General features: G+C 64.6%; 27 protein-coding genes and 1 riboswitch. Of the genes, 14 read left to right on the top strand and 13 right to left on the bottom strand.

Translation table 11 applies throughout. The features are described 5' to 3' along the window. The first annotated feature begins 9 nt into the window (after positions 1 to 9). From GUY23_RS05460 to GUY23_RS05475, 4 genes are read left to right on the top strand one after another with little or no spacing between them, the layout of a single operon-like run. Positions 10 to 885 carry a LysR family transcriptional regulator gene (locus GUY23_RS05460; protein WP_166970426.1) on the top strand — a complete coding sequence of 292 codons (876 nt, stop codon included), beginning with the start codon at positions 10 to 12 and terminating at the stop codon, positions 883 to 885. Between the two features lie 53 nt (positions 886 to 938). Next, positions 939 to 1,541 carry a class I SAM-dependent methyltransferase gene (locus GUY23_RS05465; protein WP_166970428.1) on the top strand — a complete coding sequence of 201 codons (603 nt, stop codon included), beginning with the start codon at positions 939 to 941 and terminating at the stop codon, positions 1,539 to 1,541. 5 nt (positions 1,542 to 1,546) lie between these two features. Further along, positions 1,547 to 2,290, top strand: a complete 744-nt coding sequence (locus tag GUY23_RS05470) for a class I SAM-dependent DNA methyltransferase (RefSeq protein WP_228282751.1) — start codon at positions 1,547 to 1,549, stop codon at positions 2,288 to 2,290. Between the two features lie 32 nt (positions 2,291 to 2,322). Then, positions 2,323 to 2,643: a putative quinol monooxygenase gene (locus GUY23_RS05475; RefSeq protein WP_166970432.1), complete on the top strand. Its 321-nt coding sequence runs from the start codon at positions 2,323 to 2,325 to the stop codon at positions 2,641 to 2,643. Positions 2,644 to 2,686: 43 nt separating this feature from the next. Here the strand turns inward: GUY23_RS05475 and GUY23_RS18815 are convergent, their stop codons facing one another. Together GUY23_RS18815 and GUY23_RS18820 are read right to left on the bottom strand one after the other, a co-directional pair. Continuing rightward, positions 2,687 to 3,226: a PDDEXK nuclease domain-containing protein gene (locus GUY23_RS18815; protein WP_323127153.1), complete on the bottom strand. Its 540-nt coding sequence runs from the start codon at positions 3,224 to 3,226 to the stop codon at positions 2,687 to 2,689. Then, the gene (locus GUY23_RS18820) at positions 3,211 to 3,552 is read right to left on the bottom strand and encodes a DUF1016 N-terminal domain-containing protein (protein ID WP_323127154.1); all 342 of its coding nucleotides are present in this window, start codon (positions 3,550 to 3,552) and stop codon (positions 3,211 to 3,213) included. The genes GUY23_RS18815 and GUY23_RS18820 overlap by 16 nt, the downstream gene beginning before the upstream one ends. Positions 3,553 to 3,639: 87 nt before the next feature. Here GUY23_RS18820 and GUY23_RS05485 point away from each other — a divergent pair, with 87 nt between their 5' ends. Next, positions 3,640 to 4,182, top strand: coding sequence for a hypothetical protein (locus GUY23_RS05485; RefSeq protein WP_166970434.1), 543 nt, complete (start codon positions 3,640 to 3,642; stop codon positions 4,180 to 4,182). A 49-nt stretch (positions 4,183 to 4,231) separates the two neighbouring features. Here GUY23_RS05485 and GUY23_RS05490 read toward each other — a convergent pair whose 3' ends face one another. The 9 genes from GUY23_RS05490 to GUY23_RS05530 form a co-directional block, all read right to left on the bottom strand. Then, positions 4,232 to 5,074 carry an energy-coupling factor transporter transmembrane component T family protein gene (locus GUY23_RS05490; RefSeq protein WP_228282752.1) on the bottom strand — a complete coding sequence of 281 codons (843 nt, stop codon included), beginning with the start codon at positions 5,072 to 5,074 and terminating at the stop codon, positions 4,232 to 4,234. Next, the gene (locus tag GUY23_RS05495; RefSeq protein ID WP_166970436.1) at positions 5,067 to 6,689 is read right to left on the bottom strand and encodes an ABC transporter ATP-binding protein; all 1,623 of its coding nucleotides are present in this window, start codon (positions 6,687 to 6,689) and stop codon (positions 5,067 to 5,069) included. The genes GUY23_RS05490 and GUY23_RS05495 overlap by 8 nt, the downstream gene beginning before the upstream one ends. Beyond that, entirely contained in the window at positions 6,689 to 7,318 is a 630-nt protein-coding gene (locus GUY23_RS05500; protein ID WP_166970438.1) for an ECF transporter S component, read from the bottom strand. The genes GUY23_RS05495 and GUY23_RS05500 overlap by 1 nt, the downstream gene beginning before the upstream one ends. Positions 7,319 to 7,339: 21 nt before the next feature. Beyond that, a riboswitch (TPP riboswitch) is annotated at positions 7,340 to 7,448 on the bottom strand. Between the two features lie 46 nt (positions 7,449 to 7,494). Then, positions 7,495 to 8,442 carry a universal stress protein gene (locus GUY23_RS05505; RefSeq protein WP_166970440.1) on the bottom strand — a complete coding sequence of 316 codons (948 nt, stop codon included), beginning with the start codon at positions 8,440 to 8,442 and terminating at the stop codon, positions 7,495 to 7,497. Positions 8,443 to 8,894: 452 nt separating this feature from the next. Beyond that, positions 8,895 to 9,807, bottom strand: a protein-coding gene (locus tag GUY23_RS05510) for an IS5 family transposase (RefSeq protein WP_228282687.1) whose coding sequence is annotated in 2 segments (ribosomal slippage) — positions 8,895 to 9,434 and positions 9,436 to 9,807 — 912 coding nt in all. Because the reading frame shifts where the segments join, the coding sequence is not laid out codon by codon here. 231 nt (positions 9,808 to 10,038) lie between these two features. Next, on the bottom strand, positions 10,039 to 10,440 hold the full coding sequence (locus GUY23_RS05515) for a DMT family transporter (protein ID WP_166970442.1): 402 nt from the start codon (positions 10,438 to 10,440) through the stop codon (positions 10,039 to 10,041). Positions 10,441 to 10,481: 41 nt separating this feature from the next. Next, on the bottom strand, positions 10,482 to 10,793 hold the full coding sequence (locus GUY23_RS05520) for a DMT family transporter (RefSeq protein WP_166970444.1): 312 nt from the start codon (positions 10,791 to 10,793) through the stop codon (positions 10,482 to 10,484). A 158-nt stretch (positions 10,794 to 10,951) separates the two neighbouring features. Further along, complete coding sequence (locus tag GUY23_RS05525) at positions 10,952 to 11,992, bottom strand: NADPH:quinone reductase (protein WP_166970446.1); 1,041 nt, start codon at positions 11,990 to 11,992, stop codon at positions 10,952 to 10,954. A gap of 72 nt (positions 11,993 to 12,064) precedes the next feature. Then, the gene (locus GUY23_RS05530) at positions 12,065 to 12,463 is read right to left on the bottom strand and encodes a Dabb family protein (RefSeq protein ID WP_166970448.1); all 399 of its coding nucleotides are present in this window, start codon (positions 12,461 to 12,463) and stop codon (positions 12,065 to 12,067) included. A gap of 133 nt (positions 12,464 to 12,596) precedes the next feature. On the opposite strand from GUY23_RS05530, the gene GUY23_RS05535 reads away from it, so the two are divergent. After that, positions 12,597 to 13,187, top strand: coding sequence for a TetR/AcrR family transcriptional regulator (locus tag GUY23_RS05535; protein ID WP_166970450.1), 591 nt, complete (start codon positions 12,597 to 12,599; stop codon positions 13,185 to 13,187). 433 nt (positions 13,188 to 13,620) lie between these two features. Here the strand turns inward: GUY23_RS05535 and GUY23_RS05540 are convergent, their stop codons facing one another. Then, complete coding sequence (locus tag GUY23_RS05540; protein WP_166970452.1) at positions 13,621 to 14,160, bottom strand: DUF4916 domain-containing protein; 540 nt, start codon at positions 14,158 to 14,160, stop codon at positions 13,621 to 13,623. A gap of 196 nt (positions 14,161 to 14,356) precedes the next feature. Here GUY23_RS05540 and GUY23_RS05545 point away from each other — a divergent pair, with 196 nt between their 5' ends. The 8 genes from GUY23_RS05545 to glpK all read left to right on the top strand — a co-directional run bounded on the left by GUY23_RS05545 (position 14,357) and on the right by glpK (position 24,062). Continuing rightward, a complete protein-coding gene (locus tag GUY23_RS05545; RefSeq protein WP_166970454.1) occupies positions 14,357 to 15,853 on the top strand; it encodes an MmgE/PrpD family protein in 1,497 nt (498 codons plus the stop codon). Next, positions 15,853 to 16,758 (top strand): methylisocitrate lyase, encoded by a 906-nt coding sequence (gene prpB, locus GUY23_RS05550; RefSeq protein ID WP_166970456.1) that lies wholly within the window; start codon positions 15,853 to 15,855, stop codon positions 16,756 to 16,758. The genes GUY23_RS05545 and prpB overlap by 1 nt, the downstream gene beginning before the upstream one ends. Further along, positions 16,755 to 17,876 (top strand): bifunctional 2-methylcitrate synthase/citrate synthase, encoded by a 1,122-nt coding sequence (locus tag GUY23_RS05555; protein ID WP_166970458.1) that lies wholly within the window; start codon positions 16,755 to 16,757, stop codon positions 17,874 to 17,876. The genes prpB and GUY23_RS05555 overlap by 4 nt, the downstream gene beginning before the upstream one ends. 23 nt (positions 17,877 to 17,899) lie before the next feature. Then, a complete protein-coding gene (locus GUY23_RS05560) occupies positions 17,900 to 18,721 on the top strand; it encodes an enoyl-CoA hydratase/isomerase family protein (RefSeq protein WP_166970460.1) in 822 nt (273 codons plus the stop codon). A 35-nt stretch (positions 18,722 to 18,756) separates the two neighbouring features. After that, the gene (locus GUY23_RS05565) at positions 18,757 to 19,734 is read left to right on the top strand and encodes a Ppx/GppA phosphatase family protein (RefSeq protein WP_166970462.1); all 978 of its coding nucleotides are present in this window, start codon (positions 18,757 to 18,759) and stop codon (positions 19,732 to 19,734) included. 192 nt (positions 19,735 to 19,926) lie between these two features. Next, positions 19,927 to 21,645 (top strand): glycerol-3-phosphate dehydrogenase/oxidase, encoded by a 1,719-nt coding sequence (locus GUY23_RS05570; protein WP_166970464.1) that lies wholly within the window; start codon positions 19,927 to 19,929, stop codon positions 21,643 to 21,645. A gap of 123 nt (positions 21,646 to 21,768) precedes the next feature. After that, complete coding sequence (locus tag GUY23_RS05575) at positions 21,769 to 22,491, top strand: MIP/aquaporin family protein (protein ID WP_166970466.1); 723 nt, start codon at positions 21,769 to 21,771, stop codon at positions 22,489 to 22,491. Between the two features lie 38 nt (positions 22,492 to 22,529). Then, positions 22,530 to 24,062, top strand: a complete 1,533-nt coding sequence (gene glpK / locus GUY23_RS05580; protein WP_166970468.1) for a glycerol kinase GlpK — start codon at positions 22,530 to 22,532, stop codon at positions 24,060 to 24,062. Positions 24,063 to 24,178: 116 nt separating this feature from the next. Here glpK and GUY23_RS05585 read toward each other — a convergent pair whose 3' ends face one another. Then, on the bottom strand, positions 24,179 to 24,724 hold the full coding sequence (locus GUY23_RS05585) for a GNAT family N-acetyltransferase (RefSeq protein WP_166970470.1): 546 nt from the start codon (positions 24,722 to 24,724) through the stop codon (positions 24,179 to 24,181). Between the last annotated feature and the right edge of the window lie 24 nt (positions 24,725 to 24,748).

Genomic DNA, 24,748 nt, shown 5'->3' on the forward strand with positions numbered 1-24,748 from the left:
GATGCCTCCATGACCTGGACACTCGGGCAGCTGCGCACCTTCGTCACCGTCGCCGAACTCGGCTCGATGACGCGGGCGGCCGACCACCTCGGCTACAGCGTCGGCGCCGTGTCCCAGCACATCACCGCGCTGCGTAAGGTCGTCGCCTCCGACCTGTTCGTGCGCCGGGGTCGCGGACTCATCCTGGCCGAAGCCGGACGCACACTGCTTCCACGAGCACGCAACATCCTCGCCGCACAGCAGCAGGCAGAGATGGCGATGCTCGGCCGCGACTTCCGCAGCGAGGCCATCGTCACGCTCGGCGTCTTCGGCTCGGCCTCGACGACGGCGCTGCCGCAGGTGGTGGCCAGGCTCAAACGGCGCCACCCCGACATCGAGGTCCGGGCTCGAGAGATCGACGTCGAGACGATGTCCGCGTCGGTCATCGACGGCGTCATCGATCTCGGCATCGGGATCAACTATCCGGCCGTGCCGCTGCCGCCGATGCGGGGGCTGCGCTGGGAAGCCGTAGCCGCGGAGGACTTCGGCATCGTCGTGCCCACCGGTCGTCCCCGCCCGTGCGCGGCCGAGCTCGCCGAGGCCGACTGGATCCTCCCACCGGCCGAGGAGCTCTTCGGCCGAGCGATGCGCTTGGCCACCTCGGCGATGGGGATCAATGCGAAGGAGACACACATCGTCACCGACACCGCGGTCGCGCTCGCCCTCGCCGGAACCGGGCTGGGGCTGACGTTGGCGACACCGATCATGATGTCCCTGGGCGGGCGTGGAGTCGAGCTCCATCCCGTCACCGAGGCGGGCGGCCGGGAGATCATCGTCCTGACCTCCCCGGATCCGAGCGAGCCGGTGAGTGCCGTCGCCGAGGTGGTCGCGGAGGTCTTCGAGTGAGCGTGATCAACCGCGCGGCCCGTCAGATGGGGGCTCCGGCCTAGGATGAGGTCATGAGCTTCGATCATCAGTGGGATAAGGTACGCAGGGCGAATCCTGATCATTCGGCGAACTATGCGCAGCGGTGGCGCAAAATGGTGGCCGCCGGTCACGACATCGGGGGAGAGGCCCGCTTCGTCAACGCGATGTCACCGCGCGGTGCCAGGATCCTCGACGCCGGCTGCGGAACCGGACGGGTCGGAGGTCTGCTCATCGAGGAAGGCCACACCGTCTACGGCGTCGACCTCGACGAATTCCTCATCTCCGTCGCCGAGGAGGACTATCCGAGCGGTGAATGGCACACCGGCGACCTCGCCGACTTCGACTTCGCCGAGGCGAACATCACCGACATCGACGTGGCCTTCTGCGCCGGACAGGTGATGTCGTTCCTCGACCCCGCCTCTCGGCGACAGACCCTGGACAACATCAATTCCACGCTCAAGCACGGCGGTCGGTTCGTCTCCGGCTTCGGTGCCGGACGCGGCTACGATTTCGACGACTTCGCCGAGGACATCAAGGCCGTCGGGATGTACGTCGACCAGCGGTTCTCGACCTGGGAACTCCACCCGTTCGAGCCGGGCAGCGACTTCCTCGTGCTCATCGCCCAGCGGCTGTGACGGGAGTGGGCATCTCGGCCTATGAGGATGACCTCCTCGCCGCGATCTACGACGAGGACAATCCCGATGGACCGGATCATGACTACTTTCGAGCGCTTGCTGATGAGCTGTCCGCAGCGACTATCACCGACCTCGGCTGTGGAACAGGAATTCTCACGGTCACCCTGTCCGGTGCTGGCCGCAGAATAATCGGCATCGACCCGGTTGCTGCCATGCTGTCGCGCGCAGCAGCTCGCCCGGGCGGCACAGGGGTCGAATGGCGATTGGGTATGTCTGAGCTGATCGACCGTGACGCCAACGATCTGATCATCATGAGTGGGAACGTCGCCATGCATATCCTCGGAAATGAGTGGACGACCAGTCTCGTCGATATTACGCGAGGGCTGAGACCGGGCGGCCGGCTCGTGTTCGAATCCCGCAATCCGCAGGCACGGGGATGGACCGCGTGGAATGCTCCGGCCGAAGTACGGCAAACGGCGGTCGGCAGACTGAGAGAGTCGGCGACTGCTTCTCAGCCGGACGGGAACGGAATCGTGACCATGGTCTGCTCGAACGATTTCATCGATGCCGGACACGCCGTCGAAACCACGCTTCGACTGCAGTTCCGATCACACGAGACCCTGACGCGGGACCTGGAAGCGGCCGGGTTGCAGATGGACCGTGTGTGGAGTGATTGGCAACGGACACCTTTCACTGGCACGGCCGCAGAACAGCTGATGGTCATCGAAGCGGTCAAGCCGGCGACTTGAGAAATCCAGATGACAACTGAGGAGAATCCATCATGATCTTCATCGTCGTGAAGTATGACGTGAAGCCCGAAAGCGTCGAGAAGTTCCCCGAGGCCGTGCGCGCTTTCACCGAGGCGACCCGTGCGGAACCGGGCAACCTGTGGTTCGAATGGTCGAAGAGCCTGGAGAACCCGAACGAGTACGTCCTCGTCGAGGCATTCACCGACGAAGGTGCCGAACCGCACGTCAACAGCGATCACTTCGCCGCAGGCCTCGAGGCCATGCGTCCGCACCTGATCTCGACCCCGAAGATCGTCTCCCGCAAGATCGACGGCGAAGGCTGGGACGAGATGGGCGAGCTGAAGATCGACTGACCCTTTCGGCGCTGCGTGAGATGAACGCGAAGTCGACGGGGAATCAGACTTCTGTAGATTTCTGCTGTTTTCCGGGTATCGGTGCGCGGAGAGCGCGTTTCAGCCTCTCGGCCGCAGGCAGGGAGTCCTTCTCCCTATCGGGGAGCGCTTCGTAGGTGTACGAGCTGACGGCGAGTGGCCTGCTCGTTCCGCTCAATGTGTATCTGACTACTGCCTCACTCTTATCGGACACCAGCAGGATCCCCACAGTTGGCGCGTGCTGCTTCTTTCTGATCAAGTCGTCGACGATGCTGACATAGAAACCCAGCTGGCCGGTTTGTTCGGGTGTGAAAGGTCCGGCTTTCAGCTCGACGACGATGTAACGCAACTGTTCTACATGAAAGAAGAGAAGATCGATGTAGAAGTCCCGACCGTCGACGTGAATATGCCGTTGTCGGTCGACGAAAGCCCATCCCGGACCGAGCTCCCGCAGGACTTCGACCATTCGGTCCACCAGAGCCTGCTCGATGTGGCGTTCGTCAACGTCATGCCCCAACGCCAGAAAATCGAAGACGAACGGATCCTTTGTCAGACTGTGCGCCATGGCAGAAGTCCCACAGCCTGTGGGACTTCTGCAGTCCACAACGGCCATGCGCGGGCGAAAGACCGCATGTAGAACAGATTGCTGCGCGAGAGTCCTTTCATATCAGGAAACGCGGAACGCAGGTCAGTTGCAAGGCGATCTACCACCCGGCTTCCCCAGGCATACTTCTTCTGTTGGTCCAAGACCGTACGCCCAATATTCCAGTAGAGACCGACAAGCTCTGTGTTCACGTTTCGCTGAGCGTCGCGCCTGGAAGTCTGCACCTGTTTCTTGATTGTCTGCAGCGCGTCCTTATATCCGGCGGGGAGAACGAGATCGGTATCCATTCATTGACCCTATCTGTCGGCACTGACGTGGAAACGGGCACAGAGATCACCATCGACGGGGGACTCACTGCCAAATAGACTGCTGCCATGGCGACGAAGGCAGTGAACATCGAGTCCATCGAGAAGGCGTTCGGCGAACCGTGGGCCACGACGCGACAGCGCCTCGAGGAGGCAGGTGGAGCATCGGCGAGCCACAAAGAGCTCGCCGATGCTCTCTACCCGCAGTTCGAGGGCGTCGTCGACAAGCACGGCTGGTGGGTCCAGGGCGCGGTCGTCGCCTATGAGCAGGAGATCGGCAGACGCGTACCCGGACAGCGAGCCGACGGCACCTTCGACGTCGCGGTGTCCCGCACCATCGCCGGGCAGCGCAGTGATCTCGTCGCCGCGCTCGCCTCCCACGTCGACGGGTCCATCAACGAGGTCGCGCTCACAGGCGAGCCACGCATCTCGGAGACAGCGAAACGATCCTTCTGGAGGGCGAACCTCGAGGACGGGACGAAGATCGAGATCGCGGCCGAGACGAAGTCCGAAGACAAATCGCTCGTCGTCATCACCGCCTCGAAGCTGCCGAGCCCCGAAGCGCTCGAGGACTGGCGGGCCTACCTCAAGGGCTTCCTCCAGCAGGTCTGAACGTCGCCGTGATCTGATCGTGCCTGAGGTCTGAGCAACTCCGGGCCTGTCAGTCACCGCCGACGATCGGATTCCACGTACCGAGGGCATGAGCGGCGACGATCGCGAGCACGCACACGCCCACCGCCGACACCACGACCACGAGATCGCGGGCGCCGAACGTCGAGCGCCTGCGCCACGTCCGACCTGGTCGTCCGAACGCTCGGCCCTCCATCGCCATCGCCAGCGTCGTCGCCCGCCTGATGGAGACGACGAGGAGAACGAAGACACCGCCGAACAGGCTTCCCATGCGCCGTGCCAGCGATCCTCCGGCGACGCCGCGAGCCCGCCGGGCCATCGACAGCACCTGCCACTCGCTGACGAGCAGCCCGAGCAGCCTGCCCGCGGCCAATACGGAGATGACGACGACCTCGGGCAAGCGCACGTGCTGGATGAGTGCATCGGCGAGGTCGCGCGGGTCGATCGTCGAGGCGAGCACGATGAGCGGAGTCGCCAGGGCCAGAGCACGGACGAAGATCGCTGAGGCTGCCCCCAAGGACCCGGTTGTCATGAGGATCGGGCCGAAGTCGACGACCACGGCACCGGTCTTCTCCGCCAGGATCGCCGTGCCCCACGCCGCGAGCAGGGCACCGGCCGGCAGGAACCACAGCCGCCGAAGCGCGGCCCCAAGGTCGAGACCCGAGGCAGGAAGGCTGAGCAGGGTGAACGCGAGGACGACGCCGGCGGACACGAGATCGATGCTCAGCAGCGCCCCGACCATGAGCACGAGGGGCACGACGATCTTCGTCAGCGGATTGCACCGCACCAACGCCGTCGACCTGACCATGGGAATGAGCTGGCCGGGATCCTGGACGGGTGCGGCCGCCTCGGCGGTGGCACTTCGGTCACTCAACGCGCTCACCTCTCACCTGGTTCCGGGAACCCGGCACACGCGTAAATGAAGCGGCGGACACACCTGCAGCGGAAGCACTCTCGGACGAAGCGGCGGACGATTCCACAGCTGCGCCGAGGGTGATCCTGCGGGCACCGATGGCATCGAGGAAGCCATGATCGTGACTGACCGCGACCACCGCCGCCCCTCCGGTCAGCGCATCGAGGAAGAGTTCGACGAGGCCGGCCCAGGTCAGCGCATCCTGACCGAACGTCGGTTCGTCGACGATGAGGACCGCCGGGCGCGGGGCGAGCATCGCCGCGACTGAGAGCCGGCGCTTCTCCCCGCCGGAGAGACTGTGCGGATGCGCCTCGGCCAGATCGCCGAGGCCGAGCACCTCGAGCAGTTCGGTCACCCGGGACTCGACGGCGCCGGCCGACCAGCCCGCCAGCCTGGGGCCGAGCTCGAGTTCGGCGGCCACGCTCGCGGTGAGGAACTGATGCGCGGGCTCCTGGAAGACCATCCCGATGCGCGGAGCCAAGTAGGCCGAGGGCCACCGATACGGGCGGGCATGGTTCGCCCCGCCTCGGCGACCGGCCCCGTCCCGCAGGCCCACCTCGGCGAGGACCTCACCGGTGAACTCGGGAATGAGTCCGGCGAGCGTGAGCGCCGTCGTCGACTTCCCGGCACCGTTGGGACCGACGATTCCGATGGCCTCACCGGCACGGATGTCGAGATCGATGCCCGTGGCCGCAGGTACTTTCGCGCCGGGCCGGGCGACGCCCAGGTCGCGCGTGCGCAACAGCACCTCACCGGGAGCCGCTGAGGTGGCCCGTGCGCCCGCAGGGGAGGGGAGCCGAGTGACCGAGGCCTGGGCGGCCACCTCGGCGGCCTCGGGATCCTCGGGCACCCAGATCCCACCCTCACGCAGCAGCCCGGCCAGGTCCGGGTCCCCGAAGACCTCGCGTGGTGCGCCCTGGGCCACTACACCCTCGCGCCCGAGGATGATGACGGTGTCGACGAACTCGAGCCACAGCCCCACCCGATGTTCGACGATGATCATCGTCGCCGAGGTGGCGGCCCGGAGGGCGAGGATCGCATCCCGCACGCTCGGGGCGGATTCGGGATCGATGTTCGCTGTCGGTTCGTCGAGGACGATGACCTCGGGCGACATCGCATGGATGCCGGCCAGAGCGAGGCGCTGCTTCTGCCCGCCGGACAGGGCAGCGGTGGGGCGATCCTCGCGGAGGTCGAGGCCCATGGCAGCCAGCGACGCCGGAATCCTGACCTCGATATCACGTGCCGGCACGCCGAGGTTCTCCATCCCGAACGCGACGTCATCGCCGACCCGGGAGAAGATCACCTGGGATTCGGGATCCTGGAGCACAATCCCGGTGTCACCTCGGCGCGGGTCCGGGACGGCACCGCCGATCAGCAGCTCACCGGCGGCCTCCCCGGATTCGGTGGGCAGGACTCCGGCGATCGCGTGCAGCAGGGTCGTCTTCCCCGCCCCCGAGGGGCCGAGGAGCAGGACCGTCGAGCCCGCGGCGATATCGAGATCGAGGGGACCGACGGCAGGAGTGTCACGGTCGGCGTGCGTCCACGCATACCCGCGCGCCGTGATCGGCAGCGCCATCAGCGCAGACGGCCGGAGGCGAACGAGCTCAGCGCCCCGGTCTTCGCAATCGTGCGGTAGGCGAACCAGGCGCCGATGCCGGAGATGACGAGACCGGAGATGATCGCGCACACCGCGTACGCCGCCTGGAAGCCGAACTGCCATTCGGCGTTGTACATGATGTTCTCGCTCACGGCCATGAACGCCGCAGCCAACACCCCGGACAGCGAAGTGACCCAGAGAGTGAACCGCCGGTAGCCGAAGGCGGCGAAGACGAGTTCGGCACCGAGGCCCTGCAGGAATCCCGACAGCAGCACGGTGGCCCCGAAGTGGGATCCGAGGACAGCCTCGACGATGGCCGCGATGAGTTCACACAGCAGGGCCGCACCGGGCTTGCGGATGATCGCGCCGGCCAGAGGACCGGCGAGGACCCACAGTCCCGCGATGAGGCCGATCGAGGGCGGGAACGCCTGGAACGCGAGTTCGAGGACCTTCCAGCTCAGCGCCAGCACCCAGAACACCAGCCCGACGGCGATGCCGAGCACGGCGGTGGTGACATAGTCGACGACCCGCCATGACTTCGTCTTCGGCGCCAAAGTGTGGACGGGTGCGGCAGCCGTTGTGCGATCGGACGTGGTGGTTCTCGGCATTGTGCCTCCTCATGCAAGGAGGGGTGAAGAGTCTCGACTTCCTTCGGCGGTGCTAACCGCATCAGGTTCGAGGGTCTGCAGCTTCTTCTGCACTCTCAGCGCCCCTGACGGCGCTCCCCTGTCGTAGCCACCACTGTACAACAGGGCAGCGAACGTGCGGAGGTGCCGATGACCGCTCAGCTGGGAACGACCATCACCGGGCCTGCAGCATGGTCGAGGACACCGCGGGAGACCGAGCCGAGCAGGGCGGACTTGATCCGCCCACGCCCGCGGGTGCCCATGACCAGCAGCCGTGCGCGCCCGCTGGCATCGGCGAGGACCTCCTTGGGATCGCCCACCGGCACCGAGGCGGACACAGGCAGGTCCGGGAACTGCTCACCCAGCTCGGTAGCCTCCTTCTCGAGCCCGGCGGCGATCTGCTTCTGTCGGCGTCCGGTGACCTCGGAGCTGAGTTCGAGCTCGGGGTACCAATAGAGCCATTCCTCACCGGCGGGCAGCACCGCGACGACCTCGAGAGCCGCCCCGCGGACGGCAGCCTCGGCGGCCGCGGTGAACATCGCGACCCGGCCCGTGTCCGAACCGTCGACGGCGACGATCACGGGACCGTCGGCGGCATCGATGGCCGTGGCGTGGTGCGGCACAACGATGGTCGGGCAGTGCGCATGCGCGGGAAGGGCGGTGGACACCGAACCGAGGACGCGCCCCATGAAGCCGCCGCGGCCGCGGGCGCCGACGACGGCGATCTCGGCTGATGAGCTGAGGGTGACGAGCACCCCGGCGGCGTCGCCGGGAGCAGTGCGGAAGCTCTTCTCACCCGGGTGATCGCGAACGAGTTCGACCGCCTCGGCGAGGGTCTCCTCCGCTGCCCTCTTCGCCCGGTCGTCTTCGGGTTCGTTGGGGATGGAGGCCATGTTCGGGTAGATCATCGTCGGCAGCGCATACGCGGTGACGACGGTCAGCGGGATGGACCGGCTCCGTGCTTCGGCGGCTCCGAAGCGCACAGCCTGGGCGGCGAGTTCGGAGCCGTCGAATCCGACGAGGACCCCGAGTTCGCGGTTGAGACCCGACTCGGTGGGACGTGCTTCGGTGGGACGTGCTTCGGCTTGGCGGGACTGGGCAGACATCGCAGACCTCTCGATCGGGGCCTGGCCAACCCTGAACGCCGACGACGGCCCCGATATGCGGTATCGTCCGCGTCACCTCCAGTCTACCAACGCGATTCTACGACGTGTAGAAAAATGCGCGGGGGTGGAACCCTGCGTCTCAGATCGGGAAGCCGAGGTGGGTGAGTGCGGTCTTGAGGATGAACTCCTGGCCGTGGCACAGCTCGCTGGTGATATCCGTGCGCAGGGTCTCCTCGGGAGTCAGCCAGTCATTTCGTCAGCTCTCGTGGACTTTTAGTGTCCGCTCAAGTGGATGGGCCGCCAGAATGAAGAGGTCCGGGGCTCGGTTCCCGCAGGCGGCTTGGCGATGCCACCGATCAGCGAATGCTGATCAGGGGGGCTTCTTTATCTCCTCGCGCTATGGCGCTCGCCTTTGCGTAACAGTGTCAACGCTGGACTAGGGCATGTCTCCTTTATTGGCGGAGCCATGTCAGGATCGCGCTGATCACGACAGCCGCTCGATACGTGATGGCGAGCTTGTCGTATCTCGTCGCTAACCCCCGCCATTGCTTGACGTAGGCAAACGAGCGCTCCACGACGTTGCGGTTCCGGTAGACACCGGCGTCGAACACTGGCGGCCGGCCACCTTTGCTGCCGCGCTTCTTCCTGGTCGCGATCTGGTCTTTTTTCTCCGGGATCATCGCCCGGATGCCGCGCGAACGCAGGTAGTCGCGGTTGCCTTTGGACCCATAAGCGCGATCCGCCAGAACGGCGTCCGGACACGTGCGAGGACGACCACCGCCAGCCCGCGGTACTCGGATATCAGCCAGGACCTGCGGCAGGATCACCCCGTCGTGACGCTGTCCGCCGGTGACCACGACAGCCAAAGGTCGACCCTTGCCGTCGACGGCGTGATGGATCTTCGTCGTCAGCCCACCACGTGAGCGACCGATGCCGTGCCCGGCGGGTTCACATTCCGAATCAGGCAGATTCTTGTAATTCGACGTAGCCCCCTGTGTCCTGGTCAGGGCGGGTCGTGTTCGTCGCGTGCTGGTGAGCACGATTGATGGTGCCATCGACGGAGATGTTCCAATCGATGTCACCGGCAGCATCAGCATCGGAAAGCACCCGAGCTAAGACTCGGTCCCAGGTGCCGTCGGCGGCGTAGCGGCGGTGGCGTTTCCATACTGTCTGCCAGGGCCCGAAGTGCTCACGTGGCAGGTCGCGCCAGGCGATGCCGGCCCGGTAGCGGTAGACGATTCCTTCGACGATTCGGCGATTGTTCTCAAATGGTCGGGCTCTCTTGCCGACATTCGAGGGCAGAAGTGGTTCAATCTTCTCCCACTGCTCATCAGTGAAGACTCGGTGTCGTTGCTGTGTAGTCACGTCTCCACCGTGCCAGTCCTGGAATGGTCAATAAAGGAGACACGCCCTAGCTGCCCGATCTTCATGCCGAGAGCTGTTCGACACTGCGAAGTAGACCCCTCAGCCGTATACGGGGGTGAGGAATGATTCTGCTCGTGCCGACCATTCGGCAGCTTCTGGTCTGCCCTCCGCTCCCCAGGTGACCGAAACGGGCAGTACACCGGCGACTAAGTAGGTGTAGTTCGGTTCAGGTTAGTGCTCTGCCTGTTCTATGGCGACGGGAGTGGTGTCGCCTGCTTGTTTGAGCCATACTGCTCCAGCGATGATCGCTGCCAGCCAGAGAGCCTTGGTCCAGGTCAGGCTCTCGTCGTAGAACACTGGGCCAAGCACAGCGGCGCCGACAGCTCCGATGCCGGTCCACACCGCGTATCCGATGCCGACGTCGATGTGTTTGAGCGCAAGGCTGAGAAAGAGCATGGTGAGGAGGAAGAACACGACGGCTGCGAACGACCAGACCGGGTTGGTGAACCCGACGCTGCCTTTGACTGACAGAGCGTACCCGATTTCGAAGCCGCCGGCGATCAGCAGGACACTCCAACCGCGACCCTTATGTCCGGTCTCATAAGAAGCGGAAGATGAGGTTGGAACGGTCATTAGTATCTCCTTACTGGGCTCTGGGGCTGCGATTCAAGAGTTCACGACAAGTTGAGACCGATGACTCCCGTGAGGATGACGGCTATGCCGAGCATCGCTCTCCACGTGAGCTTCTGGGATAAGAAGAGCACGCCGACGATAACGATTCCCACCTCGGCGAGCGAGGTCCACAGCGCGTAGCCGACGCCGACATCGAAAGTGAGCAGGGCGAGACTGAGGAATAGAGTCGCGATCGCGCCGCTGACGAGGGCAGCCGCCGTCCACCAGAGGTGCTTGAAACCGTCTGCCTTGTCGGCGGAAACCCCGACGACTATCTCGAATACAACCGCGAGGGCCAAGTAGAGCCAGCTCATGGCGCTGTTCCTCTCTCTATGGTGCCTGTTCGTGTGCCTATCGAAACAGGACCGTAGAGCCCCGGGTGCCGGCGGCCGGATCGATAGGGAACACGGCCCGATGTCGGGCGTATTCGGCGGTGTCAGTCTTTCCGAAGTTCGTTTTGGCTCTCACTCGGCTATTCTGCCGCGAGCTCGTGCGGTGAGACGTCGATGAGGACTTTGCCGGTGGTGCCGGACTGAACGGCATCGTGAGCGGCCGGAGTCTGTTTCAAACTGAATCGTGTCAGAGGGAGCCCTGCTTGTTCGCCTACAGGCAGAGCGCCGTCGTTGAGCGCGTTGACGATATCTTCGGCAGCGGCCGTCAGAGCTGCTTGGCCGACGGTGTACAGAAGGATGAACTGATACCGCGCATTTACCGTGAGATGTCGCCAGATGTCGAGGCTCAATGGCTCGCCTTCGGTGGCATAGACCGCGATGGAACCACGATTGGCCAGCACTGCCGAGTCGAGCTCGGCGTTGTCACCGGGGGCGACCTCGACAATCTGGTCTACTCCATCGGGGGCGACCTTCCGGATCGCGGCAGCGGTATCGCCCTCACGGTAGTTGATGACGTGGTGGGCGCCTGCTGCCGCGGCGAGTGTGGCCTTCTGTGCGGAGCTGACCGTGGTGATCACTTCGGCTCCTGCCCAGCGAGCCAGCTGGATAGCGGCGTGTCCGACTGCACCGGCCCCGCCGGCAACCAGGATGGTCTGTCCCTGAAGGGCTCCTGGGCCAAGACGTCCCGGGCCCAGTTCGCAGACAGTCAATGCCCTATGGGCAGTCATCGCTGGTACTCCGAGAGCGGCACCGATGTCGAAACTCGCAACGTCAGGAAGGTGGACAACCCTCTCCTGCGGCACCACCGTGTATTCCTGCGCGGTCCCGGTCGGGCGGTCGTGGGCGGCGAGGTGGACCCACACGCGGTCGCCGACGGAGAAACCACTGACCTCAGGTCCGATCGAATCAACGACTCCGGAACCGTCCTGGTTGGGCACTCGGGCTTGTCCTGATTCTGAAGTCACGGAACGACCTCCTGCGCGTCCTTTCCAATCCGTCGGGTTGACTCCGGAGACGACGACCTTGACGCGGATCTCTCCGGCTCCCGGGGTGGGCATCGGGAGGTCAACGACTTGGAGAACCGATGAGTCGCCGAACCGTGTGTGTGCAACTGCTTTCATTGTGGGCCTCTTCTGTCATGCCTAGCTGAGTGCTTGAGTATCGAATCTGTCGAGTTCGACAGCGAACTGCGTTCAAGCCTGCTTCTGTCTGGCATTACGCGGTGGTGCCACCACATCCGACAGTTCTGGGATCTCTCGCAGACGGCGTTCGTGTAGAGCCGAGATCGCCTCGCCGATCGTCGGGTCTGTGTCTTCGACGATGTCGAACATCGTGAAGTCATCGAGCAGGGGCCACCCGATCTTGTCAGTCTCCAAATGGGCGGGATGAGTGATGAACTCCCAGTAGGCGTCGAGGTCTCTGAGTACGAAGTTCGCGCCCCAGGTGTGGCGTTCGCCGTGCACCCGACCAACGTGAACAGAAGCAACCGTCGGCACTTCAGTGGCTTGTCGTCCGAGGCTGCTGAGAAGTTCATCGAGCTGTTCGTTCGACACTCCCGGTTTGACGGTGAATCGAATGATGTGGTGAATCATGATGCTCCTGGTGCGACGGCTTTGGGCGATGGGGTGCTGATCGAGTTGGGCAATGCAGGTGCAAGCGGTGCATTCGCTCGCTGGAACTCAGTACCAGTTGGGACCCAGTTCATGTTACTGCTAGACTATCCGTATGACAACTTCGTCCTCTCTTCGAGACCGCTCCCAAGCGCGGACCCGGCAGTCCATCATCGATGCCGCATACGAACTCTTTGATGAACGGGGTTTCGATGCTGTGAGCGTCTCCGCGATCGCTGAGCGTGCCGAGGTGGGGCGGACGACCTTCTTCCGCTACTTCGGCGATAAACAAGAAGTGCTCTTCGCGGACGAGGAGCGCGTCGCTGAACTGCTCATTGCTGGGGCGGCTAAGGCAAGGTCGGCGCCGACGGCGTCATTGGCGGCGTTCTATCGAGCACGAAGCGCATTACGAGAGGTGTCTGTCCATCTGGTCGCAGGCGGGGAGCGGTTTGCGCTGCGAGCTCGCCTCGTGGCTGAGAGCCCGTCTCTGAGGGACCGGGAGGAGCGGAAGCTGCTGTGGTTGACGGAGGTTCTTGCTGAAGCGTTGAAGCAGGGAGGTGCCACGGCAAAGGATGCGACGTTGTCAGCCGAGATCGCCTTCGGAGTATTTCGGGCCGCCAGATATAACGGTTCGGTGGGCAATGGCGACCTCGTTCGGCGCCTCGACGACGCTTTCGAGTGGGCAGATCGAGTGTTTGAGCCGTAATCAACCGATCTGCCTGATGTCCGGGGTTCGGCCGGATCTGAGCGCGGACGCGATGAGTGGGAGGGGGCGGTGACCCCGTCTCTCACCGGCTTCTTCGACGCCTGGCTTGCCATGGTCTCCTTCACGGCCCCGGCCTCGGGCCCCTTTTAAGGGCGGTTTGGTCGGGCCGATGGGACACAGCCGCGGGCGTGCGATCGAATAGCACAGAAAGGTACCCGTTTCCTGGCCAGGAATGTTGACTTCGAACACCACCATTTTCCCGGTTCAGGAGGGGCGTTTCCATTACACGCGCGGCTCGATACGGCTACGCGCATCGGCGGATCAAGGCTGAGCCGACGACGGCCCCGATATGCGGTATCGTCTGCGTCGCCTCCAGTCTACCAACGCAATTCTACGACGCGTAGAAAAATGTGCGGGGGTGGAACCCTGCGTCTCAGATCGGGAAGCCGAGGTGGGTGAGTGCGGCCTTGAGGATGAACTCCTGGCCGTGGCACAGCTCGCTGGTGATATCGGCGCGCAGGGTCTCCTCGGGAGTCAGCCAGTCGAGGCTGAGCGCGTCGGCGCGCGGAGTGCACTCACCACGGACCTCGAGGATGAAGCACATGGAGATCGCGTGCTGCCTCGGATCATGCAGCAGGGACGAGCCTTCGGTGGGGAAGTACTCGGCGATGTGGAACGGCGAGATCGCCGGGGGGATGACCGGCAGCGCCATCGGGCCGAGGTCGTTCTCGGCGTGACGCATGAGCGCTGAGCGGATCGTCTCGTGGAAGCGGATGCGTCCACCGACGACCTCCCGGCCGAGCGTTCCGTCGTCGAGGCTGCGCAGCAGCAGACCGATGCGCTCGACGTTGCCTGATTCGCCCACCCGCACGGGGATCGCATTGACGTAGGGGATCGGCATGCGCCTGCGCACGCGGGCGAACTCCTCGTCGTCGAACCAGTTCTCGTCGAAGTCCAGGGCAGTGCGAGTCATGCAGTCATCGTCCCACATCGTGGGCGCAGGCAGAAGTGCCGCGGGGCCCATGTTGGTGAACCAGCACACACGTCGGGTAAAATATCTTGACGTCGAGATAAATTTCCGACCGGCAGGCACCTGCCCACGTGACGTGGCCTACAGTTGTGTCAGCACTTTCCGACCAGAACCGGTCAAGGACTATGAAGGGGTATCCATGATCAATCATGAAGTCCGCACTCATAAGAGCTCAGAGAACCTGGCTCGAGAAGATCAGCTCGCCTGGAAGATCGCAGAAGTCGCCTCCGATCCGACTCCCGTGGACGCCGATGTCACCGAGATGGTCATCAACCGGGTCATCGACAACGCGTCCGTCGCAGCCGCCTCGGTGCGTCGTTCGGCCCCGAAGCACGCCCGTGAGCAGGCGCAGACCCACCCCTTCAGCCCGGGCGCTGCCATCTTCGGCCTGCCGCTGACCGACCGCTTCTCCCCGGAATGGGCCGCATGGGCCAACGGCGTCGCCGTGCGCGAACTCGACTTCCACGACACGTTCCTCGCCGCCGAATACTCCCACCCCGGCGACAACATCCCGCCGGTCCTCGCCGTCGCCCAGCACAAGGGCATCTCGGGCAAGGACCTCATCAACGGTGTGGCCACCGGCTACGAGATCCAGGTCGACCTGGTCAAGGGCATGTGCCTGCACGAGCACAAGATCGACCATGTCGCCCACCTCGGCCCCTCGGCCGCTGCGGGCATCGGCGCCATGCTGCACCTGCCCACCGAGGTCACCTTCCAGGCCATTCAGCAGGCCCTGCACGTGACGACGGCGACCCGTCAGTCGCGCAAGGGCGAGATCTCGTCCTGGAAGGCCCACGCTCCTGCCTTCGCCGGCAAGATGGCCGTCGAGGCCGTTGACCGGGCGATGCGCGGAGAGGGTGCTCCGAACCCGATCTACGAAGGTGAGGACGGCTTCATCGCATGGATCCTCTCCGGCCCCGAAGCCAGCTACACCATTCCGCTGCCGGGTCAGGGAGAGTCCAAGCGCGCAATCCTCGACACGTACACCAAGGAGCACTCGGCCGAGTACCAGGCGCAGGCGCTCATCGACCTCGCCCGCAAGCTCGGCGGTGAGATCGAGGACCTGGCCAAGATCAAGCGCATCGTCATCCACACCTCGCACCACACGCACAACGTCATCGGCACCGGCGCCAACGACCCGCAGAAGATGGATCCGAAGGCCAGCCGTGAGACGCTCGACCATTCGATCATGTACATCTTCGCCGTGGCCATGCAGGACCAGGGCTGGCACCACGAGCACTCCTACGCCCCCGAGCGTGCCGCCCGCCCCGACACCGTCGAGCTGTGGCACAAGATCGAGACCACCGAAGATCCCGAGTGGACCCGCCGCTACCACTCGATCGACCCGAACGAGAAGGCCTTCGGCGGCCGCGTGGAGATCGAATTCGAAGACGGCTCGACGCTGACCGACGAGATCGCCGTGGCCGACGCACACCCCTTCGGTGCCCGTCCCTTCGCCCGGGCGAACTACATCGAGAAGTTCAAGACCCTGGCCGAGGGCATCGTCTCCGAGTCCGAACAGAACCGCTTCATCGATCTCGCCGAGAACCTCGAAAGCCTCGACGCCGAGGGCGTGGCCGAACTGTCGTTCGCAGTCGACGGACTCGAGCACAGCGGATCGAAGGGCATCTTCTGATGCTGGGCGCACAGGCAACACCCGCCGAGCGCCGCGCGAAGTTCCGCGAGCTGCTGGCCGGCGATGACATCGTCCAGTTTCCCGGCGCCATCAACCCGATCAACGCCCAGCTCATCGAGCAGACCGGTTTCGAAGGCGTCTACATCTCCGGCGGAGCGTTCTCCGCGGCCATGGGTCTGCCCGACATCGGACTGACCACCCTCACCGAGGTGGCCGACCACGGACGCAACATCGCCCGGGTGACGAACCTGCCGACCTTCATCGACGCCGACACCGGCTGGGGCGAGGCCATGAACGTGGCCCGCACCGTCCAGGAGTTCGAGGACGCAGGCATCTCGGGCATGCACTTGGAGGACCAGGTCAACCCGAAGCGCTGCGGCCACCTCGACGGCAAGGAGGTCGTGACCGCGGCCGAGATGAACAAGCGCATCGCCGCAGCCGTCAAGGGTCGCCGGGATGAGAACTTCGTCATCTGCGCCCGCACGGACTCCCGTGCCGGTGAGGGACTCGACGCCGCGATCGACCGGGCCAAGGCCTACATCGATGCCGGTGCGGACATGATCTTCCCCGAGGCCATGCGCGACCTCGGCGAGTTCGAGAAATTCGCCGCGGCCGTGGATGTGCCGATCCTGGCGAACATGACGGAATTCGGAAAGAGCGAACTGTTCACCACCGAACAGTTGGCGAATGTCGGAGTCAAGCTCGTGATCTACCCGGTCACGACTCTGCGCATCGCCATGGGTGCGATCAAGTCGGGCCTGCAGACCATTCGGGACAAGGGCACTCAGGTGGACCTGCTCGAGGGTATGCAGACCCGTGCGGACCTGTACGACACGATCGACTACTCGGCGTACAACGAGTTCGACGCCGCAGTATTCAACTTCTCACAGGAGGGTCACCAGTGACCGAAGAAATCAAAAAGGGCCTCGCCGGCGTCGTCGTCGACACCACGGCCGTGTCCAAAGTGGTCCAGGAGACCAACTCGCTGACCTACCGCGGCTACCCCGTCCAAGAGCTCGCCGCCAAACGCAGCTTCGAAGACGTCGCGTACCTCATCTGGAACGGCGAACTGCCGACCGAGGCGCAGCTCGAGGAGTTCAAGGCCCGTGAGCACGCCCAACGCGAGGTCGATGACAAACTCGTCCAGCTCATCCTCGACCTGCCCAAGGACTGCCACCCCATGCACGTCGTGCAGACGGCCGTGGCCTACCTCGGCGCTGTCGACCCCGAGGCCGACACCGAGGGCGCCGAGGCGAACCTCGCCAAGGCCGAGCGCCTCTACGCGCAGCTGCCGACGATCGTGGCCATCGACCACCGTCGCCGCCACGGCCTCGACCCCGTCGCTCCGACGAAGGACCTCGGCTATGCCGCGAACTTCTTCAAGATGGTCTTCGACGAGGTTCCCGCCGAGGAAGTCGTGCGCTGCTTCGACGTGTCGATGATCCTCTACGCCGAGCACTCCTTCAACGCCTCGACGTTCACCGGCAGGGTCATCACCTCGACGACCTCCGACCTGTACTCGGCTGTCGCCGGTGCCGTCGGTGCGCTCAAGGGTCCCCTGCACGGCGGCGCGAACGAAGCGGTCATGGCGATGCTCGAAGAGGTCGGCACCGCCGACAAGGCCTCGGCCTGGATCGACGACGCGTTGGCAAAGAAGGCGAAGATCATGGGCTTCGGCCACCGCGTGTACAAGAACGGCGACTCGCGCGTGCCGACCATGCGCAAGGCCTTCGAGGACATGGTCGCGGTCAAGGGTGCGAATGATCTGCTCGACCTCTACAACGCCTTCGAAGAGGACTTCGTCGGGCGCAAGGGCATCTACCCGAACCTCGACTATCCCTCGGGTCCGGCCTACCACCTCATGGGCTTCGACACCGAGCAGTTCACTCCGATCTTCGTCATGGCCCGCATCACCGGATGGACGGCTCACATCTTCGAGCAGCAGGCGAAGAACGCTCTCATCCGTCCCCTGAGCGCCTACGACGGTGAGGACCAGCGCGAGGTTCCCGACAACCGGGGCTGACACGTTCGAAAGGCAGTCTGAATATGGGACCTGACGGTCTGTACCGTCCGGTCGATTGCGAGGGTTTCGACTTCACCGTCACCGGTGGGGTCGGAACCCTCGCAATCGATCGGACCGAAAAGCGCAATGCGATCTCGCGTGCGATGTGGCGGGCCCTGCCGGAGATCATCGCCGCAGTCGATGCCGACGATTCGATCGGCGCGCTCATCATCACCGGGGCCGGCGGGCACTTCTCCGCCGGATCCGACATCGCCGACCTCGACGTGCCGATCGCGGATTTCTGGGAGCTCAATTCCACCGCCGAGGCGGCCGTGGCCAATGCGCTGACCCCGACGATCGCGGCCATCGAAGGCAACTGCGTGGGCGGAGGCACCGAGATCGCCGCGGCCTGCGACATCCGCATCGCCGCCCCCGGATCGATCTTCGGCGTCACCGCCGCGAAGCTCGGACTCGTCTACCCGCCCGGACCGACTCAGCGGCTGGCACGAGTCCTCGGCGACGCGTGGGCCCGCTACCTGTTGATCACCGCCTCGATCGTGGACTTCGAGACCATGGAGCGACTCGGCTTCTTCCACGAGGTCTCCGACACTCCTCTGGAGGCGGCGCAGGCTCTGGGGGAGCGGATCGCCGGTCTGTCCCGACTCAGCCAGATCGGGGCGAAGGCGATCCTGGACGGGCACACCCCCGGCGGGGCCGCCTCGGCGGATGCCGACGGCTCTGCCGTCACCGCCCCGCCCGAGTGGCTCGACGGCGCCTACCGGGCGGAGATCGCCCGCGGCCAGGGGGCCTTCTTCTCCAAGCGGCTGCCCGCTTTCGGCTTCACCAAATCCGCCTGGCAGAAGTGAGGTGAGTGAGTCCGCTGTCGGGATAAACTGAGCGAATGCGCCTAGCAGTCCTCGATATCGGCTCCAACAGCGTCCACCTCCTCGTCGTCGACGCCCACGTCGGAGCCCCGCCCCTGCCGGCCACCTCGCACAAGGAGGTGATGCGGCTTGCCGAGTACCTCCAGGACGACGGAACGATCGGCACGGACGGGCAGGCGCGCCTCCACCAATTCATCGCCGACGCCGTCGAGATCGCCGAGGACCAGGGGGCCGAGCAGATCCTCGCGTTCGCCACCTCGGCGGTGCGCGACGCCCCCAACGGCGCGGAGCTCATCGAGACGATCAATGCCCAGCTGGGAGTGACCCTCAACGTGATGTCGGGCAAGGACGAAGCACGGGTGACCTTTCTCGCCGCCAGGCGCTGGTTCGGCTGGTCGGCGGGGAAGATTCTGCTGCTCGACATCGGCGGCGGGTCCTTGGAGATCGCCGCTGGCCAGGACGAATACCCGCAGGCAGCGGTGTCGGTTCCCCTCGGTGCCGGGCGCACCTATTCGGACTTCCTGCCCGACCCCATCCCCTCGGCCGAGGACCTGCACAACCTGCGCAAATACGCTCGCGCTCAGATCGGCAAGATCGCCGGCAAGATCAACCGTGTGGGCACTCCCGATCAGGTCGTCGGCTCCTCGAAGACCTTCCGCTCCCTGGCTCGCATCGCCGGTGCTGCCCCGAGCGGCGACGGCATCTACGCGCCGCGCAAGCTCTTCCGCCGCGACCTCTCAGGGATCATCGACACCCTGGCCTCACGCACTCCCGAGGAGCGGGCGACCCTGCCGGGCGTCTCCGAGGCCCGCGCCGGACAGGTGCTCGCCGGAGCCATCGTCGCCGAGGCTGCCTTCACGATCTTCGACATCAGTGTCATGAATATCTCACCCTGGGCGCTGCGCGAGGGCATCATCATGCGCAAACTCGACCTGCTGGACTCCTCGGAGCAGTCCTCGGCAATGCGCGTCGAACCCGTCGCCGCGCTCGACTGAGCACTTGCGGGCACGCGAACTCTGCGCTCGACCGAGCACCGGCAGGGGCGGGAACTGCCCGCCGGTCAGTATCGCAATTCAGGTTCGCCTGCTAGCTTGTGAGTATTCGCCGCACCGAACCCTGTGGTCACCGACTGCAGGTGACGATGCCGACGTGACCCCGAACGTCTGAAAGAAAGCACAGAACTGCCGATGCGAAATGGCGAGCTGTCCCCACAACTGCGCGAACAGGCACTGGAGACTCTGAAGAAGACCAGCGCAGCCGATCCCCTGGACGTCTTCGTCGTCGGAGGAGGTGTGACAGGGGCAGGATCGGCTTTCGACGCGGCCACCCGCGGACTCAAGGTCGGCGTCGTCGACGCGAAGGACTGGGCCTCGGGCACCTCTTCACGGTCGTCGAAGCTCATGCACGGCGGGCTGCGCTATCTTGAGATGCTCGACTTCAAACTCGTCGCCGAAGCACTGAAGGAACGCGACCTGCTGCTCCAGCACACGGCGCCCCACCTCGTCGAACCCGTCGCCTTCGTCTTCCCGTTCGAACACCGGCTCATCGATCGGGCCTTCATCGGCTCCGGTGTGCTCCTCTACGACACGATGGCCACCCGGCCCGGTCGTAAACGTGCCGTGCCGATGCATCGTCACCTGGGCAAGAAGGCGTTGAGCTCGCACTTCCCGGGCCTGGCCGACGATGCAGCCGTGGGAGCGCTCGAATACTACGACGCGAAGGTCGACGACGCCCGCTTCGTCATGACCCTCATCCGCTCGGCCGTCGGATACGGTGCCGCCGCCGCCAACCATGTCTCCGTCATCGGCTACCTCCACGACGGTGACCAGGTGTCCGGAGTGCGGGCACGCGATGAAGTGACCGGAGACGAATTCGACATCCACGCCCGCCGCACCATCCTCGCCGGCGGCGTCTGGACCGAAGAGCAGCAGGACCTGGCGAAGGCCGATGCCGGTCTCAAGGTGCTGGCGTCCAAGGGCGTGCACATCACCGTCGATCAGGACAAGATCAAGGCCGACCCGGACACGGGCATCATCTCGAAGACGGAGAAGTCCGTCCTCTTCGTCATCCCGTGGGAGGGCTACTGGGTCATCGGCACCACGGACACCCCATGGACCGAGGACGTCGACGCCCCGGTGGCGACGTCGAAGGACATCGACTATCTGCTCGAGCACGCGAACGCGATCCTCGCCGACAAACTCACCCGTGACGACGTCATCGGCGTCTACTCCGGTCTCCGGCCTCTGCTCCAGCCGGTGGTCAAGGAGGGACAGGCGTCGACGAAGGTCTCTCGCGAACACACTGTCATGGAGGTCGAACCGGGTCTGGCGGCGATTGCCGGCGGCAAGTTCACCACCTATCGAGTGATGGCCGAGGACGCCGTCGACTTCGTCCTCGGCGACGATGCGAAGGACCGTCGCTCGCTGACCGAATCCGTGCCGCTGCTCGGTGCCCAGGGCGTGGGTGCGCTGCGCCGCGGCCAGGCCGGGATCGCGGAGAAGTACGGATGGGACGAGGCCCGCGTTAAGCGCCTCATCCGCCGCTACGGCACCCTCATCGAAGATCTGCTCGACCTCGTCGACGACGATCCCTCCCTGGGCGAACCCCTCGCAGGAGCCGAACGCTATCTGCGCGTCGAAGCCCACTACGCGGCCGCCGCCGAGGGGGCCGTCCACCTCGGCGATATCCTCGAGCGTCGGATGCGGCTGAACTACGAGACCCGGGACCGGGGGAGGGACGCCGCCGAGGCGGTCGCCGCCATCGTCGCCCCCGTTCTCGGCTGGGACGCCGAGCGGGAGGCGAAGGAGATCGCCGACTTCACCGCCCACGTCGAGGCCCAGGTCGCGGCCGAGAGCACGGAGGACGACGCTTCGGCGGCGGCCTTGGCGGGGGAGGCCCTGGCCTAAGACGAATCACCGCACCATCTGTGACACCGCACCACCCGGGTGCACCCGCACCAGCGTCACCGTCTGTCAGTGCCGACAGTGACGAGACCTGAGAACACACGAACAATGAGGAGTTTGTGAGACATGGGCACCATCTTTCTCTATGAGATCGCCGGTACGGCGATGCTCATCCTGCTCGGCGTCGGCGTCGTCGCCAACGTCGTACTCGGCAAGACCAAAGGCAACGGCGGCGGTTGGCTGCTGATCTCGTTCGGCTGGGGCCTTGCGGTCTTCGCCGGTGTCTTCGTCGCCTATAAGACCGGCGCGCACCTCAACCCCGCAGTGACCTTCGGCATCCTCGCCAGCGGAGCTGATGAGTACGCTCCGGGCATCGCTGTGACCTTCGGCAACACCATCGCCTATCTCGCGGCCGAGATGATCGGTGCGATGATCGGTGCGGTGCTCGCCTGGGCCGTGTACAAGAAGCACTACGACGAGGAGAAGGAGGCCGGGAACATCCTCGGAACATTCTCCACCGGACCGGAGATCCGCTCCTATGCGTGGAACTTTGTCACCGAGGTCATCGCGACGTTCGTGCTCGTCATCGTCATCCTTCTCTTCGGCGGCACCCCGGACAAACTCGGACCGCTGGCAGTGGCACTCATCGTCGTCGTCATCGGTGCCTCGTTGGGCGGTCCCACCGGCTATGCCATCAACCCTGCGCGTGACCTCGGACCCCGTATCGTCCACGCTCTTCTGCCGATTCCGAACAAGGGCAGCTCCGACTGGGCGTACGCGTGGGTGCCGATCGCCGGACCTCTCGTCGGTGGTGTCCTCGCAGGTCTGGTCTCCCAGGCCTTCATCTGAGTACGATCACACCCAAGCACATCGACACAGGAGTCAGTATGAGTCAGGAAAAGTTCATCCTCGCCATCGACCAGGGCACCACCTCGTCGCGGGCCATCGTCTTCAACCACGACGGACAGATCGTGTCCTCCGGTCAGCTCGAACACGAGCAGATCTTCCCCCGCGCAGGCTGGGTCGAACATGATCCGGTCGAGATCATCAAGAACACCAACGAGGCGATTGGGCAGGCGCTGGCCCGCGCGAACATCAACCGCCACCAGCTCGAGGGCGTGGGCATCACGAACCAGCGTGAGACCACGGTGATCTGGAACAAGAACACCGGTGAACCCGTCTACAACGCGATCGTGTGGCAGGACGCTCGCACCCAGAAGGTCTGCGACGAGCTTGCCGGGGACGAGGGCCCGGACAAGTACAAGGACCGGGTGGGCCTGCCCTTGGCCACGTACTTCGCCGGCCCGAAGGCCAAGTGGATCTTCGACAACGTCGACGGAGTCAAGGAAGCGGCCGCGGCCGGCGACCTCCTCTTCGGGACCATGGACACTTGGGTGATCTGGAACCTCACCGGAGGCACCAACGGAGGAATACACGTCACCGACGTCACGAATGCCTCCCGCACGATGCTGATGAACATCGACACCCTCGACTGGAATGCCGACATCGCCTCCGACATGGGCATTCCGCTGGAGATGCTGCCCGAGATCAAGTCCTGCTCCGAGATCTACGGCTACGGAGCGAAGAACGGGCTGATCATCGACACCCCGATCTGCGGCATCCTCGGTGATCAGCAGGCGGCGACCTTCGGTCAGGCCTGCTTCGAGAAGGGGCAGGCGAAGAACACCTACGGCACCGGCAACTTCATGCTCATCAACACCGGCAATGAACCGGTGGCGAGCAAGAACGGCCTGCTCACGACCGTGGCCTACAAGATCGGCGAGGACGAAGCCGTCTACGCGCTTGAGGGCTCGGTGGCCGTGACCGGTTCGCTCGTGCAGTGGCTGCGCGACAACTTCGGGATCATCAATGATGCCCCTGAGGTCGAAACACTGGCCAAACAGGTCGATGACAACGGCGGCTGCTACATCGTGCCGGCGTTCTCCGGGCTCTTCGCCCCGCACTGGGAGTCCGATGCCCGCGGCGTGATGGTCGGCCTGACCCGGTATGTGAATAAGAACCACATCGCGCGAGCGGCCCTCGAGTCCGTGGCCTTCCAGTCCCGCGAGGTCCTCGACGCGATGAACCTCGACTCCGGGGTCGAGCTCACCGAGCTCAAGGTCGACGGCGGCATGGTTGCCAACGAGACGCTCATGCAGTTCCAGGCCGACCTCCTCGGCGTGCCCGTCATCCGCCCCGAGGTCGTCGAGACCACGGCCCTTGGCGCGGCCTATGCGGCCGGCATCGCCGTGAAGTTCTGGAACGGCGAAGAGGACGTGAAGGGCAACTGGCGCGAGGACAAGCGCTGGAACCCGTCGATGGACGATGAGAAGGTCGATCGCGTCTACCGTCTGTGGAACAAGGCGGTCGAGAAGTCGAAGCACTGGGTCGACGAGGACACCGAAGAACTCTACGGCTGACAATTACTACCTGACGGCGGCCCAGCAACCCCGCGCGAGGTTGCTGGGCCGCCGTCAGGTGTTTTGAGGCTGGAATTTGGTGGAGATGGGGCATGGGGTCAGGTCGTCTCCATCCTTCAGAGGGAAGTGTGAAAGAGGCGCTCAGGCACCGGCGGACTCACATTCGCGAACGCATGGGTGATGTCCGATCGTTGCCAGCCGTGCTTGGTGTAGAAGCGCATTGCCCGGTCGTTTCCCTCAGCGACCATGAGGTATGCCTGCGTGAAGTCCTGTGCACGAAGGTCGTCTTCGAGCGCACGGATGAGCACCGAAGCCGCGCCTGAGCCGAATGCCTCGGGATGGAAGTTGAGGAAGGCCAGCTCACCGAGACCATCAGTGGTTTGGAGCCGGCCGAGAACATCCTCGCCATCGCGCGGGGGACAGGTCCCTCCGAAACCGAGTACTTTCCCATCGTCAGCCGTAGTCGCGACGAGCGTGGAGATCGAATTGTTCTCGTTGCCGAGGCTCTCCGCCAACCTCGAAGCGATCCGACTTGCGTCCAGGCCGTCGAGAAGGTTGTCGGCCATGATGCCGCGATACGCAGAATTCCACGCCGCGACCTGGATCTCGGCTATCCGCTGAGCGTCAGAAACCTCCGCGCGACGGACCGGAAATTCTCTCATATTGTCTCATCGTAGTCGCTGGAA

It is taken from the genome of Brevibacterium atlanticum (assembly GCF_011617245.1).
In the GTDB taxonomy this organism is placed as follows: domain Bacteria; phylum Actinomycetota; class Actinomycetes; order Actinomycetales; family Brevibacteriaceae; genus Brevibacterium; species Brevibacterium atlanticum.

What these genes read in the sequence shown, in the direction of transcription:
- GUY23_RS05475 (WP_166970432.1), top strand. Translation starts at nt 2,323, where the DNA reads ATGATCTTCATCGTCGTGAAGTATGACGTGAAGCCCGAAAGCGTCGAG.
- GUY23_RS05525 (WP_166970446.1), bottom strand. Translation starts at nt 11,992, where the DNA reads ATGAAAGCAGTTGCACACACACGGTTCGGCGACTCATCGGTTCTCCAA.
- GUY23_RS05520 (WP_166970444.1), bottom strand. Translation starts at nt 10,793, where the DNA reads ATGAGCTGGCTCTACTTGGCCCTCGCGGTTGTATTCGAGATAGTCGTC.
- GUY23_RS05570 (WP_166970464.1), top strand. Translation starts at nt 19,927, where the DNA reads ATGCGAAATGGCGAGCTGTCCCCACAACTGCGCGAACAGGCACTGGAG.
- GUY23_RS05505 (WP_166970440.1), bottom strand. Translation starts at nt 8,442, where the DNA reads ATGTCTGCCCAGTCCCGCCAAGCCGAAGCACGTCCCACCGAAGCACGT.
- GUY23_RS05565 (WP_166970462.1), top strand. Translation starts at nt 18,757, where the DNA reads ATGCGCCTAGCAGTCCTCGATATCGGCTCCAACAGCGTCCACCTCCTC.
- GUY23_RS05500 (WP_166970438.1), bottom strand. Translation starts at nt 7,318, where the DNA reads ATGCCGAGAACCACCACGTCCGATCGCACAACGGCTGCCGCACCCGTC.
- GUY23_RS05535 (WP_166970450.1), top strand. Translation starts at nt 12,597, where the DNA reads ATGACAACTTCGTCCTCTCTTCGAGACCGCTCCCAAGCGCGGACCCGG.
- prpB (WP_166970456.1), top strand. Translation starts at nt 15,853, where the DNA reads ATGCTGGGCGCACAGGCAACACCCGCCGAGCGCCGCGCGAAGTTCCGC.
- GUY23_RS05495 (WP_166970436.1), bottom strand. Translation starts at nt 6,689, where the DNA reads ATGGCGCTGCCGATCACGGCGCGCGGGTATGCGTGGACGCACGCCGAC.
- GUY23_RS05460 (WP_166970426.1), top strand. Translation starts at nt 10, where the DNA reads ATGACCTGGACACTCGGGCAGCTGCGCACCTTCGTCACCGTCGCCGAA.
- GUY23_RS05575 (WP_166970466.1), top strand. Translation starts at nt 21,769, where the DNA reads ATGGGCACCATCTTTCTCTATGAGATCGCCGGTACGGCGATGCTCATC.
- GUY23_RS05540 (WP_166970452.1), bottom strand. Translation starts at nt 14,160, where the DNA reads ATGACTCGCACTGCCCTGGACTTCGACGAGAACTGGTTCGACGACGAG.
- GUY23_RS05515 (WP_166970442.1), bottom strand. Translation starts at nt 10,440, where the DNA reads ATGACCGTTCCAACCTCATCTTCCGCTTCTTATGAGACCGGACATAAG.
- GUY23_RS05560 (WP_166970460.1), top strand. Translation starts at nt 17,900, where the DNA reads ATGGGACCTGACGGTCTGTACCGTCCGGTCGATTGCGAGGGTTTCGAC.
- GUY23_RS18820 (WP_323127154.1), bottom strand. Translation starts at nt 3,552, where the DNA reads ATGGATACCGATCTCGTTCTCCCCGCCGGATATAAGGACGCGCTGCAG.
- GUY23_RS05545 (WP_166970454.1), top strand. Translation starts at nt 14,357, where the DNA reads ATGATCAATCATGAAGTCCGCACTCATAAGAGCTCAGAGAACCTGGCT.
- GUY23_RS05530 (WP_166970448.1), bottom strand. Translation starts at nt 12,463, where the DNA reads ATGATTCACCACATCATTCGATTCACCGTCAAACCGGGAGTGTCGAAC.
- GUY23_RS05485 (WP_166970434.1), top strand. Translation starts at nt 3,640, where the DNA reads ATGGCGACGAAGGCAGTGAACATCGAGTCCATCGAGAAGGCGTTCGGC.
- glpK (WP_166970468.1), top strand. Translation starts at nt 22,530, where the DNA reads ATGAGTCAGGAAAAGTTCATCCTCGCCATCGACCAGGGCACCACCTCG.
- GUY23_RS18815 (WP_323127153.1), bottom strand. Translation starts at nt 3,226, where the DNA reads ATGGCGCACAGTCTGACAAAGGATCCGTTCGTCTTCGATTTTCTGGCG.
- GUY23_RS05585 (WP_166970470.1), bottom strand. Translation starts at nt 24,724, where the DNA reads ATGAGAGAATTTCCGGTCCGTCGCGCGGAGGTTTCTGACGCTCAGCGG.
- GUY23_RS05465 (WP_166970428.1), top strand. Translation starts at nt 939, where the DNA reads ATGAGCTTCGATCATCAGTGGGATAAGGTACGCAGGGCGAATCCTGAT.